We start from the raw sequence: 20297 nt of genomic DNA on the forward strand, positions 1-20297 counted from the left end.
CGGCGGCGCATCAAAAAACAGTACCTTTTTGGGAGAGAACGTCTGATGACCCTGAAAGCCCTCTTTGCGGCCTCGGCAACGGCCGCCTTGTTGCTTGCCACGTCTGCTGGCGCGGCTGAGCTGACCGTCGGCTTCTCGCAGATCGGATCGGAGTCCGGTTGGCGCGCCGCCGAGACCTCGGTCTCGAAATCTGAAGCCGCCAAGCGCAAGATCAATCTGAAGATCGCCGACGCCCAGCAGAAGCAGGAGAACCAGATCAAGGCGATCCGCTCCTTCATCGCCCAGGGCGTGGACGCGATCTTCCTCGCGCCGGTCGTGGCCTCCGGCTGGGACGCGGTGCTGAAGGAAGCCAAGGAAGCCAAGATCCCGGTCGTGCTGCTCGACCGCGACATCGATCCCTCCGGCAAGGACCTCTATCTGACCGCCGTCACCTCCGACAGCGTGCACGAGGGCGAGGTGGCAGGCGAGTGGCTCGCCAAGACGGTCGGCGGCAAGGCCTGCAACGTCGTCGAGCTGCAGGGCACGGTCGGCGCCAGCGTCGCCACCAACCGCAAGAAGGGCTTTGACGCCGTCGTCGCCAAGAACGCCAACCTGAAGGTCGTTCGCAGCCAGACCGGCGACTTCACCCGTGCCAAGGGCAAGGAGGTGATGGAAAGCTTCATCAAGGCCGAGAACGGCGGCAAGTCGATTTGCGCGGTCTATGCCCACAACGACGACATGATGGTCGGCGCCATCCAGGCGATGAAGGAAGCCGGGCTCAAGCCGGGCAAGGACATCCTGACCGTCTCGATCGACGCCGTGCCGGACATCTTCAAGGCGATCGCCGCCGGCGAAGCCAACGCCACCGTCGAGCTGACGCCGAACATGGCGGGCCCGGCGTTCGACGCAATCGTGGCCTTCAAGGAGAAGGGCACCGTTCCGCCGAAGTGGATCCAGACGGAATCGAAGCTCTACACCGCGACTGACGATCCGCAGAAGGTCTACGACAGCAAGAAGGGGCTCGGCTACTGAGCCGAAGATCTCGCCGTCGTCCTGGCTGTTGCCGGGACGACGGAAATCAATCGTGGCGCCCGCATCGCGTGCGGGCGTCGACTTTCCGGTCTTGCCCAAGTAGTTCGTCATGTCTGATCCTTCAGCTCCGCCGGCGATGCGTCCGTCTCTTCTGGAGATCCGCGGCCTCACCAAGAGCTTCGGTGCGCTCAAGGCGCTGCAGGATGTCGACTTCATGCTGGGTGAGGGCGAGATCCACGCGCTGCTCGGCGAGAATGGCGCCGGCAAGTCGACGCTGATCAAGGTCGTCACCGGCGTTTTCGCGCGGGACGCCGGCACCGTGCGGCTGGCCGATCGGGAGATCGCGCCGCGCTCGGCCAAGGACGCGGTCGATGCCGGCATCGCCACCGTCTATCAGGAAGTCAATCTGCTGCCGAACCTCTCGGTGGCGCAAAATCTGTATCTCGGCCGGCAGCCGACGCGGTTCGGCGTCGTGCGCGAGGCCGAGATGCGGCGGCGCGCGCATGCGCTGCTGCTGGATTATGGGCTGGACATCGACGTCGGCGCACCGCTTTCGAGCTACTCGGTCGCGGTCCAGCATATCACGGCGATCGCGCGCGCCGTCGATCTGTCGGCGCGCGTCCTCATTCTCGACGAGCCCACGGCGAGCCTCGACCGCCACGAGGTCGAGATCCTGTTCAAGGTGATGCGAAAGCTCGCGGCTGATGGCATCGGCATCATCTTCGTCAGCCACTTCCTCGATCAGGTCTATGAGATCTGCGACCGCGTCACGGTGCTGCGCAACGGCCGGCTGATCGGCACGCGCGAGATTGCCGATCTGCCGCGGCTCGACCTGATCCGCATGATGCTCGGGCGGGAGCTGGCCGAGACCACCCACGAACGCGCAGCGAGCCAGCCGGACAAGGCGCGCGAGGTCTGCATCAGTTTCAAGGACTATGGCAAGCAGGGCTACCTTGCGCCGTTCGATCTCGAGCTGCGCCGCGGCGAGGTGGTCGGGCTCGCCGGCCTGCTCGGCTCCGGACGCACCGAGACGGCACGGCTCGTGTTCGGCGCCGAGCGCGCCGACAGCGGCGCGGCCACCGTCAACGGTGAGACCGTCCGGCTGAATTCGCCGCGCGATGCCGCCGGGCTCGGCTTCGGCTATTGTCCGGAAGAGCGCAAGACGGAGGGCATCGTTGCCGACCTCACCGTGCGCGAGAACATCGTGCTGGCGCTACAGGCGCGGCGCGGCCTGCACCGGCCACTGTCGCGGCGCGAGCAGGACGAGATCGCGATGCGTTACATCCGCATGCTCGACATCCGGCCGCCGGATCCGGAACGTCCGATCGGGCTGCTGTCGGGCGGCAACCAGCAGAAGGCGCTGCTGGCGCGCTGGCTCGCCACGTCGCCGAAGCTCCTCGTTCTGGACGAGCCGACGCGCGGCATCGACGTCGGGGCCCATGCCGAGATCATCCGGCTGGTGCGCGAGCTGTGCGAGCAGGGGCTGGCGCTGCTTGTGATCTCCTCCGAGCTCGACGAGATCGTGACCTATTCGAACCGCGTCATCGTGCTGCGCGACCGCGCCCATGTCGAGGAGCTGAAGGGCGACGCCGTCGAGGTCTCCAGCATTCTTGCGGCGATCGCTGCGGATACCGAGTCCGTGCGCGAGGCCGCATCATGACGCTTCGCATTCCCCGCCGTGGCCTGGCACAAGCGCTCGCACTGATCTTGATCCTGATCATCGATCGCGCGGTGTCGCCGCAGTTCTTCAATCTCCATCTGCAGGACGGCCGGCTGTTCGGCAGCGTCATCGACGTCCTGAACCGCGGCACGCCGGTGGCGCTGCTGTCGCTGGGCATGGTGCTCGTCATCGCGACCGGAGGCATCGACCTTTCGGTCGGTGCCGTGATGGCGATCGCGGGCGCTACTGCGGCGAGCCTCGCCGATACGCATTCGCTGCCGGTGGTCATCGGCTCCGCGCTCGCTGTCGGTCTGGTTTGCGGGCTCTGGAACGGCATTCTCGTTGCCTTCTTGCGTATCCAGCCGATCGTCGCCACGCTCATTCTGATGGTCGCAGGACGCGGCATCGCGCAGCTCATCACGGAAGGTCGGATCGTCACCTTCACCTCGCCCGATCTGGTCTGGATGGGCAACGGCGCCGTGCTCGGCCTGCCGACGCCGGTCGTGATCGCGATCGGCATGCTGCTGGTGACGGGGGCGGTCGTGCGCGGCACCGCGCTCGGGCTCTTGATCGAGGCGACCGGCGGCAACGCGCGCGCCAGCGAGCTGTCGGGCGTCGGCACCCGCGCCATGATCCTGTCGGTCTATGTCTGGTGCGGCCTCTGCGCGGCGCTCGCCGGCGTCATCGCCGCAGCCGACATCATGGGGGCGGATGCCAACAATGCCGGGCTGTGGCTCGAGCTCGATGCGATCCTCGCCGTCGTGATCGGCGGCACCTCGCTGTTTGGCGGCCGCTTCAGCCTGGTGCTGGCGGTGGCCGGCGCGCTGATCATCCAGGCCATGAACACCGGCATTTTGCTGTCGGGGTATCCGCCGGAGCTCAATCTGCTGGTCAAGGCCGTCGTCGTGCTTGCCGTGCTGCTGGCGCAATCGCCGCGGCTCGGCGATCTCTCGCGCTTCACCGCGCGCTGGCGGAGGACCAAGCCATGAAGGCCTCGACCTCGGTTGCGATCACGGCGTTCGTGCTGGTCGCCGGCTTCGCGTTGTGCGCGCTGCAGTTCCCGAACATCGCCTCGACCCGCGTCGTCGCCAACCTGCTCACCGACAACGCCTTCCTCGGCATCGTCGCGGCCGGCATGACCTTCGTCATCATCTCCGGCGGCATCGATCTGTCGGTCGGCTCGGTGATCGGCTTCACGACGGTGTTCGTGGCGCTGGCGGTCGAGCGCTGGGGCATTCCGCCGTTTGCCGCGTTCGCAATGGTGCTCGTGCTGTGCGCGCTGTTCGGCGCCGCGATGGGGGCGGTCATTCACGTATTTGAGCTGCCGCCCTTCATCGTGACGCTCGCGGGCATGTTCCTGGCGCGCGGCGTCAGCTTCCTGCTGTCGACCGAGTCGATTCCGATCACCGCTCCGATCTACAGTGCCGTCTCCGACTTTGCGATCCGGCTGCCAGGCGGCGGACGGCTCACCGCGATCGCGATGGCGATGCTCGTGATCCTGGTGCTCTGCGCGTTGCTGCTGCATTTGACCCGGTTCGGCGCCAACGTCTACGCGCTCGGCGGCAGCCGTGTGGCGACAGCCCTGATGGGCATTCCGGTCGGGCCGATGACGATCCGCATCTATATGCTGTCGAGCGTGCTTGCGGGCCTCGCCGGCATCGTCTTCTCGTTCTACACCGCCGCCGGCTACTCGCTCTCGGCCGTCGGCGTCGAGCTCGATACAATCGCGGCCGTGGTGATCGGCGGAACCTTGTTGACGGGCGGACAAGGCTCGGTCATCGGCACCTTCCTTGGCGTCCTGATCCAGGGCATGATCCAGACCTACATCAACTTCGACGGCACGCTGTCGAGCTGGTGGACCAAGATCGCCACGGGGGTTCTGTTGTTCGTCTTCATTGCGTTGCAACAAGGTCTGATGGCGCTCGCGCGCCGCTCATCCGTCAAGCCCGCAGGGGCCAAGCCGATGGGGGCGCCGACATGACGACGTCGCACATCGTCTCGATTCCGACCCGGCGCGCGCATTCCAACCACGCCGAGGTCGCCCGCAGCATCGGCATCGACATCATCTCCGGCCGATTGGCCGAGGGGGCGCGGCTGCCGGGTGACGCCGAGCTGACCGCGACCTTCGGCGTCTCACGGCCGGTGCTGCGCGAGAGCGTGAAGACCCTCGTTGCAAAAGGTCTGCTGTCGACCAAGGCCCGCGTCGGCACCGTGGTGCGCGGACGCTCGGACTGGAACATGTTCGATCCCGACGTGCTCGCCTGGCACCTCGACGCGGGCATCGACAAGCGCTTCCTCGCCGACCTCGCCGAGATCCGGTTGGCGATCGAGCCGCGCGCCGCGGCGCTCGCGGCGGAACGCCGTACGGATGACGACGTCGCGGCGATGCGCAAGGCGATGGCGCAGATGGAGCGCGAGCCATCGACATCGGTCGCTTTCGCCGAGGCTGACCTTGCGCTGCACATCGCGGTCGCCAACGCCTCGGGCAATCCCTTCATGCGCTCGATCGGCGCTGTCATCGAGGCCGCGTTGCGCGCCTCGTTCGTCCTGAGCGCCCCGATCGAGACCGCCGATCGCGACACCGTGCTGGTCTGGCACCAGCGCATCATCGACGCGATCGCCGATGGAGACGCCGAGGGCGCCTCCGAGGCCATGATCGAAGTCATCTACAACGGCCGGCGGCGCCATGCCCAGTCGGCTGCACGAACGGACCGGGAATGAGCAACGACAACGAGAAGAAGACGCTGCGGAGCCAGGCGTGGTTCGGCCGCCAGGACAAGATGGGCTTCTATTATCGCTCGTTCCTGAAGAACAGCGGCACGCCGCAGGATCGCTTCGAGGGCCGTCCGGTCATCGGCATCTGCAACACCTGGTCGGAGCTGACACCCTGCAACGCGCATTTCCGCGTCATCGCCGAGCATGTTCGCCAGGGCGTGCTCGATGCCGGCGGCTATCCGCTGGAGTTTCCGGTCTCCTCGCTCGGCGAGGTGACGATGCGCCCCACCGCGATGCTGTTCCGTAACCTCGCTTCGATGGATGTCGAGGAGGCGATCCGCGCCCACCCGCTCGACGGCGTCGTGCTGCTGATGGGCTGTGACAAGACCACGCCGGCGCTCTTGATGGGCGCCGCCTCGGCCAACCTGCCTGCGATCGGTGTTTCAGGCGGCCCACAACTGCGCGGCGTCTATCGTGGCCAGATCATCGGCTCCGGTACCAACATCATCTCGATGAGCGAGCAGCTGCGTGCCGGCGAGATCACGCTGAAGGAATTCCACGAGGCCGAGGCCGGCATGAACCGCTCCGCCGGGAGCTGTATGACCATGGGCACGGCCTCGACGATGGCCTCGATGGTCGAGGCGCTCGGCATCGGCTTGCCGGAAAATGCGGCGATTCCGGCTGCGGATGCGCGGCGCAACCTGCTGGCCCGTATGGCCGGACGGCGCATCGTCCAGATGGTCGGCGAGGATCTCAAGCCGTCGGATATCCTGACGCGCCAGGCGTTCGAGAACGCGATCCGCACGCTGGCCGCGATCGGCGGCTCGACCAATGCCGTCGTGCATCTGCTCGCGATCGCCGGCCGTGTCGGCGTCGAGCTGACGCTCGATGATTTCGATCGGCTCTGCCGCGACGTGCATTGCCTGGTCGACCTGATGCCGTCGGGCCGCTTCCTGATGGAGGACTTCTACTACGCCGGCGGCCTGCCGGCCGTGTTGCGCGCGCTCGGCGAGCGCGGCCTGCTGCACAAGGACGCGCGCACCGTCAACGGCAAGACGTTGTGGGACAATGTCGCCGAGGCTCCGAACTGGAACGCCGAGGTCATCACACCGTTCGAGACGCCGTTCAAGACGGAAGCCGGCATTGCCATTCTCACCGGCAATCTCGCGCCCAACGGCGCGGTCATCAAGCCGTCGGCGGCCTCGCCGGAACTGATGAACCATACGGGACGCGCGGTCGTGTTCGAGAGCGTCGAGGAGATGCATGACGCGGTCGACGACGACAATCTCGACATCGATGCGTCCTGCATCATGGTGCTGAAGAACTGCGGGCCGAAGGGCTATCCGGGCATGGCCGAGGTCGGCAACATGCCGCTGCCTGCGAAAGTGCTGCGTCAAGGCGTGCGCGACATGATCCGGATCTCCGATGCGCGCATGTCCGGCACGGCCTACGGTACGGTGGTGCTGCATGTCGCGCCGGAGGCTACCGTCGGCGGACCGCTGGCGCTGGTGAAGAACGGCGACATGATCACGCTCGACGTCGCCGCGCGCCGGCTGCATCTGCATGTCAGCGACGAGGAACTGGCCGCACGCCGCGCCGCCTGGACGCCGCCGAAGCCGCATGCGGCCCGCGGCTATCAGAAGCTCTACATCGATCACGTGCTGCAGGCCGATCGCGGCGTCGATTTCGATTTCCTCGTCGGCCGCACCGGCTCGCCCGTGCCGCGCGACAATCACTGAGAGGTACCCATGACCGCTTCCGCCAGAAAGCTCTACAAGGGAGTCTTCCCGGTGGCGCCGACCGTGTTCGACGCCGACGGCCGTCTCGACCTCGAAGGCCAGAAGCGAGCGATCGACTTCATGATCGATGCCGGCTCGCACGGCATCTGCATCCTCGCCAATTTCTCCGAGCAGTTCGTGCTGACCGATGACGAGCGCGATCTGGTGATGACCACGGTGCTGGAGCATGTTGCCGGCCGCGTGCCGATCATCGTCACCACGACGCATTTCTCGACCTTTGTCTGCGCCGAGCGTTCGCGCCGGGCGCAGGAGAAGGGCGCTGCCATGGTCATGGTGATGCCGCCCTATCACGGCGCGACCTTCCGCGTGCCGGACACCTCGATCTATGAATTCTATCGCGGCGTCTCCGACGCGATCTCGATCCCGATCATGGTGCAGGACGCGCCGGTCGCCGGCACGCCGCTATCGGTGCCGTTCTTGGCGCGCATGGCCAAGGAGATCGAGAACCTCGCTTATTTCAAGATCGAAGTGCCGCGTGCGGCCGACAAGTTGCGCGCGCTGATCGAGGCAGGCGGCCCGGCGATCGAAGGTCCGTGGGACGGCGAGGAGGCAATCACCCTGATGGCCGATCTCGACGCGGGCGCCACCGGCGCGATGACCGGCGGCGGCTATCCCGATGGCATTCGCAAGATCATCGATCCGTATTTCGCGGGCGACCGCGAGGCCGCGGCGGCGGCCTATGAGCGCTGGCTGCCGCTGATCAACTACGAGAACCGGCAGTGCGGGCTTGCCACCTGCAAGATCCTGATGAAGGCGGGCGGCGTGATCCGCCACGACACGCTGCGAGCGCCGCAGCCGCCAATTCATCCGGCGACCCAGAAGGGACTGATCGAGATTGCGCGCCGGCTCGACCCAGTCGTGCTGCGCTGGGGACGCTAGAGATGAGTGAGCTTCGTGTCGCCATCGTCGGCTTCGGTAAGATCGCCAGGGATCAGCACGTGCCGGCGATCGCCGCCACCGAGGGCGTGACCCTGACGGCGGTGGCGAGCCGCAACGCCTCTCTGCCAGGCCTGCCGCATTTCGGCACCATCGAGGAGCTGCTGCGCGACGGGCCGGAGATCGACGCCGTCTCGCTATGCACGCCGCCGCAGGTGCGCCGCGCGCAGGCGCAGGCCGCGCTCGAGGCCGGCAAGCACGTGATGCTGGAAAAGCCGCCGGGTGCGGCGGTCAGCGAGCTCGATCCATTGATCGCGCTCGCGGCTGCCAAGCAGCGCACGCTGTTCGCGACCTGGCATTCGCGCTATGCGCCGGCCGTCGAGCCGGCGCGCGCGTGGCTGTCGTCGCGTCAGATCCGCAGCGTGCGGATCGACTGGAAGGAGGACGTGCGCGTCTGGCATCCCGGACAGGCCTGGATCTGGGAGCCGGGCGGGCTCGGCGTGTTCGATCCGGGGATCAACGCGCTGTCGATCTTGACCCGCATCCTGCCCGAGCCGGTGTTCCTGACCGAGGCCGAACTGTCGTTTCCGTCCAACCGCCAGGCGCCGATCGCGGCCAACCTGTCACTGTCGACAGCCAGCGACCTGCCGATCGCGGCCGAGTTCGACTTCCGCCAGACCGGGCCGCAGAGCTGGGACATCCGGATCGAGACCGACGCCGGGCAGTTGAAGCTGTCGCTCGGCGGCGCGCGGATGACCGCGGACGATCAGCCGATGGTCGACGAGAAGGAACGCGAGTATCCCGGCCTCTATCGTCGCTTCGTCGAACTGACGAAGACCGGCGCGAGCGACGTCGATCTTGCGCCGCTGCGGCTGGTGGCCGATGCGTTCCTGCTCGGCCGCCGGCAATTCGTCGAGCCGTTCGAGGACTAGAGCGATGGCAGAAGCGCGGATCACCAGGGATGTGTTTGGCAGCCTGCCGGACGGCCGCGAGGTCGAGCGCGTCACCTTGCGTGGCGCTCACGGTTTCGAGGCGCGGATCATCACCTACGGCGCGGCGCTGCAGACGCTGCTGGTGCCGGATGCGCAGGGGCTTGTCGATGACGTGGTGCTCGGTCATGACGACTTGCTGAGCTACGTCAAGCTCCGAAAGTTCTTCGGTGCGACGGTCGGGCGCTACGCCAACCGCATCGCCAAGGCGCGCTTTTCGCTCGACGGTCAGGATCTGCGCCTCGACGCCAACAATGGTGCACATGCATTGCATGGCGGTCCCGACGGCTTCGACCGCAAGCTCTGGCAGATCGTCGCGACCGAAGACGGCGCCCAGCCCTCGGTCACGATGCTCTATGTCAGTCCCGATGGCGAGGCCAATTATCCGGGGCGGCTCGACGTTCGTGTCACCTATCAGTTGACCGGGCCGATGGAGTTGGCTGTCAGCTTCAGCGCCCGGACCACCCGGACGACGGTGGTCAACCTGACCAACCACAGCTTCTTCAATCTCGATGGCCTGGCCGCCGGCAGCGACATCCTTGATCATCGTCTGACCGTCGAAGCCGACCATTATCTCGCGATCGACGAAACCGCGATCCCGCTGGAAGGGCCGCCGCACGCCGTCGCCGGCACGCCGTTCGATTTCCGCGAGCCGCATGCGGTCGGTGCCCGCATCCGCGCTGACGACCCGCAGATCAAATGCGGTCGCGGCTACGATCATAATTTCTGCCTTCGACAGCAGGCGGGGGTGCGCTTGGCCGCCCGGCTGGCGTCCCCGCGCTCGGGGCGCGTCATGGAGTTGCTGACCGATCAGCCCGGCCTGCAGGTCTATTCCGGCAACTATCTTGACGGGACCGTGACCGGCAAGGGGCGTGTCTATCGTCAATCCGACGCGCTCTGCCTGGAGCCGCAGGTCTGGCCGGACAGTCCGAACCGTCCGGATTTTCCCAGCGCGCGTCTTGCGCCCGACGACGTCTACAAGCACGAGACGGTGTATCGCTTCTCGACCGCGGGAGCGTCCGCATGATGGAGCAGGTGCCGACCACGATCCTTTGCGACGAGCGCTGCCATCTCGGCGAGGGGCCGACCTACGATCCCCACACCGACACCGCCTGGTGGTTCGACATTCGTGAAGGCCTGCTGTTCGAGGCCAAGATCGGCAGCGGCGAACTCCGCCGCCATGGCCTCGGCAGGATGGCGAGCGCGCTCGGCCGTATCGATGCCAACAGGCAGTTGATCGTGGCCGAGGACGGGCTCTACATCCGCAGCATCGCCGACGGTGAGCTATCCCTGTATCTGCCGCTCGAAGCCGACAATCCGGCGACGCGGTCGAACGACTCCCGGGTTCATCCCTCCGGGACGTTCTGGATCGGCACCATGGGCCGCAACGCCGAGTGCGGGCTGGGCTCGATCTACGCGCTGCATCGCGGCGAGATCATCCGCCTGTTCCCCAACGTCACCATTCCCAACGCGATCTGCTTCTCGCCGGATGGCGCGATCGGCTATTTCGCCGACACCGACGAGAACGTCCTCTATCGTGTCGCGCTCGACCCGGAGACGGGCCTGCCGCGCGGTGAGCCGGAGGTGCTGCTGCGCCATGCAGGCGTCGGTGGGCTGGATGGCGCGGTCGTCGATGCCGAGGGGCGCATCTGGAACGCACGCTGGGGCGGCGGTTGCGTCGATGTCTACAGCCCGCAGGGCGAGCATCTCCGCAGCATCGCGGTTCCGGCCAGCCAGGCGAGCTGCCCGGCCTTCGTCGGTCCCGGTCTGTCGCGCCTGCTGGTCACGTCGGCCTGGCAGGACATGGACGCGGCGGCCAAGGCGGCCGACCCTGGCCATGGCCAGACTTTCCTTCTCGAGGTCGGCGCTCACGGTCGCGCCGAGCCTGACGTCAAGCTGTCGATCTGAGAGGAGGAACAATCGAGTCGAGCGTCGTTCAGCCTAACAGCCATCTGGTATCAAGATACGCAATCGCGTATTCCTAGTTCAAATCTGAAAATCTTAGAGGGAGTGAAGCATGCTGAATTTCAAGACCATCATGGCCGCCGCGCTGGCCGGCCTCGGCGCCGTGGCGCTGTCCGGCGCTGCAATGGCCCAGAGCAAGCCGACGATCGGCATCGCGATGCCGACCAAGTCGTCGGCGCGCTGGATCGACGACGGCAACAACATGGTCAAGGTGCTGAAGGAGCGCGGCTACAACACCGACCTGCAATATGCCGAGGACGACATCCCGAACCAGCTCTCGCAGGTCGAGAACATGGTCACCAAGGGCGCCAAGGTGCTGGTCATCGCGGCGATCGACGGCACCACGCTGTCCGACGCGCTGAAGCAGGCCAAGGAGAAGGGCGTCACCGTGATCGCCTATGATCGCCTGATCCGCGACACGCCGAATGTCGACTACTACGCGACCTTCGACAATTTCCAGGTCGGCGTGCTGCAGGCGCAGTCGATCGTCGACAAGCTCGGCCTGAAGGACGGCAAGGGCCCGTTCAACATCGAGCTGTTCGGCGGCTCTCCGGACGACAACAACGCCTACTTCTTCTACAACGGCGCGATGTCGGTGCTGCAGCCCTATCTCGACTCCGGCAAGCTCGTGGTGGCGTCCGGTCAGAAGGGCATGGACAAGGTCGCGACCCTGCGCTGGGACGGCGCCACCGCCCAGGCCCGCATGGACAACCTGCTCAGCGCCTATTACGGCAACAAGCGTGTCGACGCGGTGCTGTCGCCCTATGACGGCCTCTCGATCGGCATCATCTCCTCCCTGAAGGGCGTCGGCTATGGCAGCGGCAACCAGCCGATGCCGGTCATCTCCGGCCAGGACGCCGAAGTGCCGTCCGTCAAGGCGATCCTGCGCGGCGATCAGTACTCGACCATCTTCAAGGACACCCGCGACCTCGCCAAGGTGACCGCCGACATGGTCGATGCTGCGCTGAGCGGCAAGCAGGTGCAGGTCAACGACACCAAGACCTACAACAACGGCGTCAAGGTCGTCCCGGCCTATCTGCTCAAGCCGGTCGTCGTCGACAAGAGCAACTGGGAGAAGGTTCTGATCGGCAGCGGCTATTACAAGAAGTCGCAGGTCGAGTGATCTCAACCGGCCGGCGAGCGCGGCCATGCGCTCGCCGGCTACTCTCGTTTAGGGCGGCTCAAGTGTTGCGGGAAACAGGGCGATGACGGCAATCCTCGAGATGCGCGGCGTCAGCAAGAGCTTCGTGGGCGTGCAGGCGCTCCGCGACGTCAGCTTCACGGTCGAGGCGGGCGAGATCCACGCCCTGGTCGGCGAGAATGGCGCCGGCAAGTCGACCTTGATGAAGGTGCTGAGCGGCGTCTATCCCTATGGCCGCTATGAGGGCCAGATCATCTTCGAGGGCGAGGAGCGGCGCTTCCGCGACATCAACGATTCCGAGGCGCTCGGCATCATCATCATCCACCAGGAGCTCGCGCTGATCCCGCTGATGTCGATCGCCGAGAACATCTTCCTGTCGCATGCGCCGCAGCGCTTCGGCGTCATCGATCGCGACGAGGTCTACCGGCGCACCCAGCAACTGCTGGCCCAGGTCGGCCTGAAGGAATCGCCGGATACGCTGATCACCGATCTCGGCGTCGGCAAGCAGCAATTGGTCGAGATCGCCAAGGCGCTGTCCAAGCGCGTCAAGCTCTTGATTCTCGACGAGCCGACCGCGAGCCTGAACGAGGCCGACAGCCAGGCGCTGCTCGACCGCCTCGTCACCTTCCGCGAGCAGGGCATCTCCTCGATCCTGATCACGCACAAGCTGAACGAGGTCGCCCGCGTCGCCGATCGCATCACGGTGCTGCGCGACGGCCGCAGCGTCGACAGCATCGACTGTCGCGCCGAGCCGGTCCTGGAGGACCGCATCATCAAGAGCATGGTCAATCGCGACATGGCGCACCGCTTCCCCGAGCGGCAGCCCAAGATCGGCGAGCCCGTGTTCACGGTCGAGAACTGGTCGGTCTACCACCCGCAGCATTCCGACCGCCAAGTGATCAAGAACGTCAACTTCCAGGTGCGCCGCGGCGAGATCGTCGGCATCGCCGGCCTGATGGGCGCGGGGCGCACCGAATTCGCCATGAGCCTGTTCGGCCGCTCCTGGGGCGTCAACATCACGGGCCGCGCCCGCCTCGAAGGCCATGACGTCAATCTCAACAGCGTACCGGCGGCCATCGATGCCGGCCTCGCCTATGTCACCGAGGACCGCAAGCAGCTCGGCCTGATCCTGGCCGACGACGTGCGCAAGAACATCACCCTGGCGAGCCTATCCCAGGTCGCGCCGAACGGCGTGATCGACGACATCGCCGAGCTCAAGGCGGCGTCCGGCTACCGCGGCCGGATGCGCATCCGCTGCTCCGACGTCTATCAGGAGGCCGGCCAGCTCTCCGGCGGCAACCAGCAGAAGGTCGTGCTGTCGAAATGGCTGATGACCGATCCCAAGGTCTTGATCCTTGACGAGCCGACGCGGGGCATCGACGTTGGCGCAAAGTATGAGATTTACTGTATCATCCAGGAGCTCGCGGATGCCGGCCGGGGTGTTGTCGTGATCTCGTCGGAGATGCCGGAGCTGCTCGGAATCTGCGACCGCATCTGCGTGATGAATGACGGCGCCTTCGTCGGCGAGTTCGCCGGGCCGGAGGCGACGCAGGAAAAGATCATGCGCGCCATCATGCGTAACGAAACCATCAAGAACCAGGAGACGGCCGCGTAAGCGGTCGGGAGGACGCCAGCAATGACCGACAAGACGGTTTCGCTCCCGGAGGAGAAGTCGCATAGCGGCTTCCTGAAGAACAATCTGCGCAGCTACGGCATGCTGCTGTCGCTGTTCGTGATCATGCTGTTCTTCCAGTTCATGACCGACGGCACCCTGCTGCAGCCGCTCAACCTCACCAACCTGGTGCTGCAGAACAGCTATATCGTCATCATGGCGCTGGGCATGCTGCTGGTGATCGTGACCGGGCACATCGATTTGTCGGTCGGCTCGGTCGCGGGCTTCGTCGGCGCGGTCGCCGCCGTGCTGATGGTGCGCTATCACGTCGACTTCCCGCTCGCGATCATCGCCTGCCTGATCGTCGGCGCCGCGATCGGCGCCGCGCAGGGCTATTGGGTGGCCTATTTCGGCATTCCCTCGTTCATCGTCACCTTGGCCGGCATGCTCGTGTTCAAGGGTCTGGCGCTGGCGCTGCTGCAGGGGCAGTCGGTCGGGCCGTTCCCGGGCACGTTCCAGAAGCTGTCGTCCGGCTTCATCCCTGAGTTCATGCCGAGCGCGGCGCACCTTTATCCCACGTCGCTCGCGATCGGCGCGGTGCTGACGCTCATTCTGGTCTATGCCAGCGTCAAGGGCCGCGCGCGCGAAGTGGAGCACGGCATCGAGGTCGAGCCGTTCGGCTTCTTCGCCGCCAAGAACGTCGTGCTGGCCGGCGCATTGATGTATTTTACCTACCTGATCGCCTCGCATCGCGGCCTGCCCAACGTGCTGGTCATCATGACCGCGCTGATCGCGCTGTACGGCTTCATGACGCGCCGCACGGTGATCGGCCGGCAGATCTATGCGGTCGGCGGCAACGCCAAGGCGGCCAAGCTGTCGGGCATCAAGACCGAGCGGCTGGTGTTCATGACCTTCGTCAACATGGGCGTGCTGGCCGCGCTGGCCGGCCTGATCTTCGCCGCCCGGCTCAACACCGCGACGCCGAAGGCCGGGCTCGGCTTTGAGCTCGACGTCATCGCGGCGTGCTTCATCGGCGGCGCCTCGGCCTATGGCGGCGTCGGACGGGTCGGCGGCGCTGTCATCGGCGCCATGATCATGGGCGTGATGAACAACGGCATGTCCATCCTCGGCATCGGCATCGACTATCAGCAGGTCATCAAGGGCCTTGTGCTGTTAGGTGCCGTCTGCATCGACGTCTACAACCAGCGCCGCTGAGCGCTATACGCCGCACATTCTCTGACAGGGCGTCTTAGCCGGGGCTCTTCGGCATCCACCATCGTCATTCCGGGGCGCGCGCCGCGCGAGCCCGGAATCCATCTGTCCTCATGCCCCCCGGTGGATTCCGGGCTCGCGCGGCGCGCGCCCCGGAATGACGAGGTCGAGTCCGTCGCCGACCTACACCACGTGGAAATTCGACACGCTGTCGTTGGCGAGCTGGGCGACGAGCTGCAGCTCCCAGTCGATATAGGCCTGCATCGCTTCCGCGGCGTTGTCGGTGCCCTCATAGGGACGCTTGTAGACGTCGTCGGCATGCGAGATCCATGAGGACCGATCGCTCTCCAGCACATGGCCGGCAGCCGTCCAGGCGCGCGTACCGCCGGTGAGCGCGCGGAGCTCACGCGTCGTTGCGGCACGTGCATCCGCAAGCGCAAAGGCCGCCTCGGCGCCGTCGTCACTTGTCAGCACGATCGGACCGTCGCCTGGCAGCTTGACGAGATCCGATGAAAAGCGCGACGCCAGCACGAAGTGTGCGCCCGGAATGTGTCCGGCCTTGTAGCTCGGACTGCGCGTGAGATCGACGATGGTCCACGCCGCCGCATCGGCCGCGAGTTGCTCGGCGCTGATCGCCGCGTCGCCAAGCTGCGGCAGCGGCGGTCGGCGTGCGGCGCGGATTTCGGTTTCGGTCGTTCCAACGACATCCGGTCCCACGACCGCCACGTCCCAGCCCATCTGCTTCAGCCATGACGCCGTCATGCGCGCGCGCACGCCGTCATCGTCGAACAGCACCAGGCGGGCGCCGCGCACGCCGACCCACTCGTCGGTCGCCTGCACCAGCTGGCCGCCCGGCGCCGACGCGAAGCCAGCCGGATGGCCGGCGGCGTAGTCCTCGGGCGTGCGAACGTCGAGGCAATACAGCGTGCGCGTCCCAGCCTCGGCCTGATAGCGCGCGAAGGTCGCGGCATCGAGCACGCCGACGCCGACGCGCTCGGCCCAGGCCTTGGCATCCGCCAGCGCGGTCGCGTAGCTCGCCTCTGGCCGCTCCAGCATGCGCGCGGTCCTGCCGCGCTCGACCTGATGGCCGGCAAGGGTCCAGCCGATGGTGCCGTTGCGCAACGCATAGATCTTGTTCGGCAGCCCGGCATTGATCAACGACTGCGTGCCGATGATCGAGCGCGTGCGTCCGGCGCAGTTGACGATGATCGTGGTGTCGGGCGACGGCGCGATCTCGCGTGCCCGAAACGCCAGTTCGCCGCCGGGGACGCTGACCCCGCGCGGAATGCTCATGGTGCGGTATTCCTCGAAGCGGCGGGCATCGAGCACGACCAGATTCGCTTCGCGCTCGATCAGCGCCTTGGCTTCGTCGGCCGACAGCGACGGCGTGTGCCGGATGGCCTCGACCAGTTCGCCGAACGCCTTGCTCGGGACATTGACGTCGCGGAACACCTCGCCATGCCGCGCATAGCCCGACAGCCCGCCAGCGAGGACCGACACGTCGGTGTAGCCCAGCGCCCGGATGCGCGGCACCGCGCGCGCGGCATAGCCTTCGCCATCGTCATAGACGACGACAGGTACATTCAGCCGCGGCACGAGATCGAGGATGCGCAGTTCGATCTGCGACAGCGGCAGCGACACCGCGAAGAACGGGTGCGACAGCGAGTAGGGCCCTTCCTCGCGGACGTCGAGCAGCGCCACCTCCTCGCCGGCACGCCAGCGCCGCCGCAGCTCGGTCGGGGTCGTCTGGCGCGGCTGATCGGATGCATTTCGGGGCAGGTGAGAGGGCGTCGGCGATGTCATTCGGGAGTCCGCAGGTGAGGTCCGCCGCGGTCCCCGGCATCGTTCATGCGTCCGTGGAGCAGACCTGCGGCATGGACCCACAATCACGGTGCGCGGCCCGGGGCCGGGGCGCATGGAATCGCCCTTGTGTGGCGGCAGGACGACCGTTTGTCCAGCCCGCCGCCCCCGATTGCGCTCGGCGGCAGCGCCGGTCAGACGTGCGGCCCAAGCATGGCGATGTAGAACAAATCCTCGCTCGAGAGCCCGGCGGACCGCCGCGGAAGAACGGCCGCGTTTCGTCCGGTCGTCCTCTGCTCCGCCATGCGCTCGGAACGGAAGGTGCCGAGCCAGCCTCCAAACCACGAGACGTAGCGCATGAGATCCTCCGCAGCTGCTGTGGCCACTCGACTATCACGCGGCAGAATTGCGCGGACAAGGTCCGGTCATGCTGTCGCGCGACTTTGGCAAATCATGCTCGCTGCAACGCGTCGTCGGCAAATTCCTTTCCCGCCGCGTCCCGCTCGCACGCATCGGTTTCTCCACCGGATGCGTCAACGTCGCCATTCCGGCCCATCAGGTCGTCATGCCAATGGGTACGGAACGCCATCCAAGAGGCGTGATCCTGAAAGGCGACCTCGGCGAACCACTCGACCGTGACAGCGCCGCTCGGCCAATAGCGTTCCTGGTCGTGCCAGCACACCACCGGCCAGCGCGGATTGCGATAGGAGCGGCCGGTCTCGTCATGTAGCGACGGCCGGCCGAGGTGATCGATCAGCCACGCCATCACCTCGGGCAGGAACGTCGCGGCAAACGACACGCCGTGGCGGCCGAGCCGTTGCGGCATCCGCATGACGCGCTGATCGATGATGGCGAACGCCGGCGGCACGGCACCGACGTTGAACTGCCGAATCATCAGCAAGCGGAAGCCGCAGTCGCAGAGCTCGGCGGGAACGGCATGAATCGCGGTCGGCTGTAGCGGAGCCGTGATGTTCATTCCCGTGCTCCCCGCGCCTGGCCGAGCGTGAGGTCGATGGCGTGCTGCAACGCTGTGCGCGTCGGCACATCGCTGCGTTTTAGATAGGCGGTCAGAACGCGTGCCATCCCTGTCTCCCGTCGGCATCTGCACATTGCTGGTCGCAGCCGTCGCAGATCGCCTTGCGTGGAGACGGACATCCGGTCCGAATCCGACGCGACGAAAATCAACAATCTCCGACATTGCTGCCGGTCAGGGAGGACACATCAAGTTTCGTGCCAGATGCGGCGGTCAGTGGAGGCGATGGCCGTCGGCGTCGTCTTCCGGCGTTGCGAGCTGCGCGATCGGGCTGGATTGGTGGTGGATCATCCGCCAGGCGCCGTCGATGCGCGCGAAGTGATTGGCCGCGGCGAGCGCCGCGCCGTCCACCAGCTCGATGCAGAGCACGTGACCATGATCGCCGTCGACGATCGCGTGCGGATCCGCGCAGACGATGTTCGGCCGACCCGGGTTGGCGAGGATGTCGCGCCAGCTGCCGATCACGGCGGCGCGGCCGACGATCGCCGGCCAGCCGGGATGAATGCAGGAGATGCCGTCGCGATCGGCCCAGAGGGCGACGAGCGCCGCGAAATCACCGTCCGTGAAGGCGGCATAGAAGGCCGCATTGGCGGCCAGGATCTCGCGGTCATCGCTCATCGTGATGGCGTGAGCCAAGCCGGTGCGAAAATCAAGCAATGTTTGGAAACGCACATCCGCGCGCCTGCGAAAACTTGCAAGCTTTTTGCAGGACGCGGTCGAGACGCGATCGCAACGCATCAGCCGAGGTCCTGCCATGCTCGAAACGGCCATTGTCGGAGGTGGATTGTGCGGAATGGCACTCGCGCGCAGCCTGCAGCAGCGCGGCAGCACGTTCGCTTTGTTCGAAGCCCGACATCGCCTGGGCGGACGGGTGCTGTCGGCCAGGAGCAAGGCGGGGCTTGCGCTTGACCTCGGCCCGACCTGGTTCTGGCCGGACACCCAGCCGCTGCTCGCCGGCCTGGTCGCGGAGCTCGGCCTGTCCGACTTTGCCCAGCACGATGACGGCACGGTTCTCCATCTGGAAGAGGCGGACAAGCCGGCCGAGCAGATCAGCGGGCCGCCGGTCCACCAGGGCGCGCGTCGGCTCTCCGGCGGCATGACGAAATTGATCGAGGCGCTGGCGCGCGATCTGCCGCAGCCCTTCATCCATCTCGGCCATGAGCTGATGCGTATCGTCGATTGCGGCACGCATGTGCGGCTGATCTTCGCCACAGCAACGGAATCGGTCGCGATCGAGGCCAGGCGCGCCGTGCTCGCGCTGCCGCCGCGGCTGCTGATCGACCACGTCGGCTTCTTTCCCGCGTTGGACGACGCGACCTTCGAGGCGATGCGTGGCGCCGAGACCTGGATGGCGGCACAGGCCAAGGTCGTGATCGCCTACGACCAGGCGCATTGGCGCGACCAGGGCCGGTCCGGCAATGCATTCGTCAGCCACGAGCAGGCCGTGATCGGCGAGACCTTCGATGCCTGCGATGCCGGCGGCGACCGCGCAGCGCTCGGCGGCTTCCTTGCGTTCCCGCCCGATCTGCGCGCGACCTTCAGCGTCGGGCTGCCGTTGCTGATGGACAGCCAGATGGTGCAACTGTTCGGCTCCGCGCTGGAAGGCGGTGAGCAGCACTATCAGGACTGGGCGGCCGAGCGCTTCACCTGCAGCGCATTGGATCGCACCACGCCGCGCGGCGAGCACAGCGAGATCGCCAATCCGATGCTGCGGCGGGCGCTATGGGACGGGCGGTTGCATCTCGGTGGCGCCGAAACCGCAAGCCACGCGGCCGGCTATCTCGAAGGTGCCCTGAACGCCGCCAGGCGCATCGAGCGTGCGATGGCCCGGAGCATGGGCGAGATCGCCGGGCGGCGGCCGGCCGTGGCGATCGGCGACGGGCTGTCGGGCAACGCTGCGAGCCTCGCCTGGTTCGGCGCCTGGGTCGCCGCGCAGCGTGATGCCGCGTTCGACGATTATCGGCAGCGGCTCAACCGCAGCCTCGCCACGCAGCAGCGCGAACAACTGACGCAGCTCGCTCTTCTCGGGGCCACCGAGCAGGTGTTCGCTGCGGCGCTGCAGGTGCTGGACGCACTTGCCTTCGACATGCGCGACGTCGCCGTCGAACGCGGTCGCTCCGCCCTGATGCCCGAGATCCAGAAGCCGTTTCGCGATGTCATGCAGTCGCTGCTCGACGACGCCGTCGCGTTCAACCGCACCTCCTGCGCGCTGTCGAACTTTCCGTTCGAGCACAAGCCGTCGAAGGATTATCTGCAGACGATCCTGCGCGACATCGCCGCCGCCTGGCAGGAGTTCTCGCTCGCCGCGAACCGTCTGCTGCTGACGAAGGCGGAAGCGGCGATGCGCCCGCCGACGAGAGTGTCGTCGTGAGTCGGACGGCATCGAGGTGCGAACCATGAAGCTGCAGATCGAACGCACCACCATCGAGACGATGGCGGCGGCCTTTCCGCACCTTGCTCCGCTCATGGAGCAGTTGCGCTTCG

18 protein-coding genes are annotated in these 20297 nt (G+C 66.4%); 14 read left to right on the forward strand and 4 right to left on the reverse strand.

Annotated elements, in window-relative coordinates; all coding sequences use genetic code 11:
• Positions 1–45 precede the first annotated feature (45 nt).
• From ytfQ to mmsB, 13 genes are all read left to right on the forward strand, one after another.
• Positions 46–1011: a galactofuranose ABC transporter, galactofuranose-binding protein YtfQ gene (gene ytfQ / locus QX048_RS11010; RefSeq protein ID WP_315718196.1), complete on the forward strand. Its 966-nt coding sequence runs from the start codon at positions 46–48 to the stop codon at positions 1009–1011.
• A gap of 109 nt (positions 1012–1120) precedes the next feature.
• Positions 1121–2671, forward strand: coding sequence for a sugar ABC transporter ATP-binding protein (locus QX048_RS11015; RefSeq protein WP_315827043.1), 1551 nt, complete (start codon positions 1121–1123; stop codon positions 2669–2671).
• Positions 2668–3660, forward strand: coding sequence for an ABC transporter permease (locus QX048_RS11020; protein WP_315718199.1), 993 nt, complete (start codon positions 2668–2670; stop codon positions 3658–3660). Before QX048_RS11015 ends, QX048_RS11020 begins: the two co-directional genes overlap by 4 nt.
• Complete coding sequence (gene yjfF / locus QX048_RS11025) at positions 3657–4652, forward strand: galactofuranose ABC transporter, permease protein YjfF (RefSeq protein ID WP_315718200.1); 996 nt, start codon at positions 3657–3659, stop codon at positions 4650–4652. The genes QX048_RS11020 and yjfF overlap by 4 nt, the downstream gene beginning before the upstream one ends.
• Positions 4649–5392: a FadR/GntR family transcriptional regulator gene (locus tag QX048_RS11030; protein WP_315827042.1), complete on the forward strand. Its 744-nt coding sequence runs from the start codon at positions 4649–4651 to the stop codon at positions 5390–5392. Before yjfF ends, QX048_RS11030 begins: the two co-directional genes overlap by 4 nt.
• Positions 5389–7125, forward strand: coding sequence for an IlvD/Edd family dehydratase (locus QX048_RS11035; protein WP_315718202.1), 1737 nt, complete (start codon positions 5389–5391; stop codon positions 7123–7125). Before QX048_RS11030 ends, QX048_RS11035 begins: the two co-directional genes overlap by 4 nt.
• 9 nt (positions 7126–7134) lie before the next feature.
• Complete coding sequence (locus tag QX048_RS11040; protein WP_316192167.1) at positions 7135–8064, forward strand: dihydrodipicolinate synthase family protein; 930 nt, start codon at positions 7135–7137, stop codon at positions 8062–8064.
• 2 nt (positions 8065–8066) lie between these two features.
• Positions 8067–8993 carry a Gfo/Idh/MocA family oxidoreductase gene (locus QX048_RS11045; protein ID WP_315718205.1) on the forward strand — a complete coding sequence of 309 codons (927 nt, stop codon included), beginning with the start codon at positions 8067–8069 and terminating at the stop codon, positions 8991–8993.
• 4 nt (positions 8994–8997) lie between these two features.
• Positions 8998–10077, forward strand: coding sequence for an aldose epimerase family protein (locus tag QX048_RS11050; RefSeq protein WP_316167680.1), 1080 nt, complete (start codon positions 8998–9000; stop codon positions 10075–10077).
• On the forward strand, positions 10077–10958 hold the full coding sequence (locus QX048_RS11055; RefSeq protein WP_316192185.1) for an SMP-30/gluconolactonase/LRE family protein: 882 nt from the start codon (positions 10077–10079) through the stop codon (positions 10956–10958). Before QX048_RS11050 ends, QX048_RS11055 begins: the two co-directional genes overlap by 1 nt.
• 109 nt (positions 10959–11067) lie before the next feature.
• Positions 11068–12138: a multiple monosaccharide ABC transporter substrate-binding protein gene (chvE, locus tag QX048_RS11060; protein WP_315750336.1), complete on the forward strand. Its 1071-nt coding sequence runs from the start codon at positions 11068–11070 to the stop codon at positions 12136–12138.
• Between the two features lie 82 nt (positions 12139–12220).
• Entirely contained in the window at positions 12221–13771 is a 1551-nt protein-coding gene (mmsA, locus tag QX048_RS11065) for a multiple monosaccharide ABC transporter ATP-binding protein (protein ID WP_315750337.1), read from the forward strand.
• 21 nt (positions 13772–13792) lie between these two features.
• Positions 13793–14983: a multiple monosaccharide ABC transporter permease gene (mmsB, locus tag QX048_RS11070; RefSeq protein ID WP_315750338.1), complete on the forward strand. Its 1191-nt coding sequence runs from the start codon at positions 13793–13795 to the stop codon at positions 14981–14983.
• A 180-nt stretch (positions 14984–15163) separates the two neighbouring features.
• Here the strand turns inward: mmsB and QX048_RS11075 are convergent, their stop codons facing one another.
• The 4 genes from QX048_RS11075 to QX048_RS11090 all read right to left on the reverse strand — a co-directional run bounded on the left by QX048_RS11075 (position 15164) and on the right by QX048_RS11090 (position 18431).
• Complete coding sequence (locus QX048_RS11075) at positions 15164–16783, reverse strand: rhodanese-like domain-containing protein (RefSeq protein ID WP_316192165.1); 1620 nt, start codon at positions 16781–16783, stop codon at positions 15164–15166.
• A gap of 191 nt (positions 16784–16974) precedes the next feature.
• On the reverse strand, positions 16975–17139 hold the full coding sequence (locus QX048_RS11080) for a hypothetical protein (RefSeq protein WP_315750340.1): 165 nt from the start codon (positions 17137–17139) through the stop codon (positions 16975–16977).
• Between the two features lie 92 nt (positions 17140–17231).
• Complete coding sequence (locus tag QX048_RS11085) at positions 17232–17750, reverse strand: hypothetical protein (protein WP_315750449.1); 519 nt, start codon at positions 17748–17750, stop codon at positions 17232–17234.
• A 276-nt stretch (positions 17751–18026) separates the two neighbouring features.
• Positions 18027–18431 carry a nuclear transport factor 2 family protein gene (locus QX048_RS11090; protein WP_315718215.1) on the reverse strand — a complete coding sequence of 135 codons (405 nt, stop codon included), beginning with the start codon at positions 18429–18431 and terminating at the stop codon, positions 18027–18029.
• Positions 18432–18567: 136 nt separating this feature from the next.
• On the opposite strand from QX048_RS11090, the gene QX048_RS11095 reads away from it, so the two are divergent.
• Positions 18568–20184 carry a flavin monoamine oxidase family protein gene (locus QX048_RS11095; protein WP_316171577.1) on the forward strand — a complete coding sequence of 539 codons (1617 nt, stop codon included), beginning with the start codon at positions 18568–18570 and terminating at the stop codon, positions 20182–20184.
• Positions 20185–20297: the final 113 nt, after the last annotated feature.

Origin of the sequence: Bradyrhizobium sp. SZCCHNS30572 (assembly GCF_032484415.1) — a bacterium.
In the GTDB taxonomy this organism is placed as follows: domain Bacteria; phylum Pseudomonadota; class Alphaproteobacteria; order Rhizobiales; family Xanthobacteraceae; genus Bradyrhizobium.

Coding starts and splice junctions, on each gene's coding strand:
- ytfQ (WP_315718196.1), top strand. CDS start 46: ATGACCCTGAAAGCCCTCTTTGCGGCCTCGGCAACGGCCGCCTTGTTG.
- QX048_RS11015 (WP_315827043.1), top strand. CDS start 1,121: ATGTCTGATCCTTCAGCTCCGCCGGCGATGCGTCCGTCTCTTCTGGAG.
- QX048_RS11020 (WP_315718199.1), top strand. CDS start 2,668: ATGACGCTTCGCATTCCCCGCCGTGGCCTGGCACAAGCGCTCGCACTG.
- yjfF (WP_315718200.1), top strand. CDS start 3,657: ATGAAGGCCTCGACCTCGGTTGCGATCACGGCGTTCGTGCTGGTCGCC.
- QX048_RS11030 (WP_315827042.1), top strand. CDS start 4,649: ATGACGACGTCGCACATCGTCTCGATTCCGACCCGGCGCGCGCATTCC.
- QX048_RS11035 (WP_315718202.1), top strand. CDS start 5,389: ATGAGCAACGACAACGAGAAGAAGACGCTGCGGAGCCAGGCGTGGTTC.
- QX048_RS11040 (WP_316192167.1), top strand. CDS start 7,135: ATGACCGCTTCCGCCAGAAAGCTCTACAAGGGAGTCTTCCCGGTGGCG.
- QX048_RS11045 (WP_315718205.1), top strand. CDS start 8,067: ATGAGTGAGCTTCGTGTCGCCATCGTCGGCTTCGGTAAGATCGCCAGG.
- QX048_RS11050 (WP_316167680.1), top strand. CDS start 8,998: ATGGCAGAAGCGCGGATCACCAGGGATGTGTTTGGCAGCCTGCCGGAC.
- QX048_RS11055 (WP_316192185.1), top strand. CDS start 10,077: ATGGAGCAGGTGCCGACCACGATCCTTTGCGACGAGCGCTGCCATCTC.
- chvE (WP_315750336.1), top strand. CDS start 11,068: ATGCTGAATTTCAAGACCATCATGGCCGCCGCGCTGGCCGGCCTCGGC.
- mmsA (WP_315750337.1), top strand. CDS start 12,221: ATGACGGCAATCCTCGAGATGCGCGGCGTCAGCAAGAGCTTCGTGGGC.
- mmsB (WP_315750338.1), top strand. CDS start 13,793: ATGACCGACAAGACGGTTTCGCTCCCGGAGGAGAAGTCGCATAGCGGC.
- QX048_RS11075 (WP_316192165.1), bottom strand. CDS start 16,783: ATGACATCGCCGACGCCCTCTCACCTGCCCCGAAATGCATCCGATCAG.
- QX048_RS11080 (WP_315750340.1), bottom strand. CDS start 17,139: ATGCGCTACGTCTCGTGGTTTGGAGGCTGGCTCGGCACCTTCCGTTCC.
- QX048_RS11090 (WP_315718215.1), bottom strand. CDS start 18,431: ATGAGCGATGACCGCGAGATCCTGGCCGCCAATGCGGCCTTCTATGCC.
- QX048_RS11095 (WP_316171577.1), top strand. CDS start 18,568: ATGCTCGAAACGGCCATTGTCGGAGGTGGATTGTGCGGAATGGCACTC.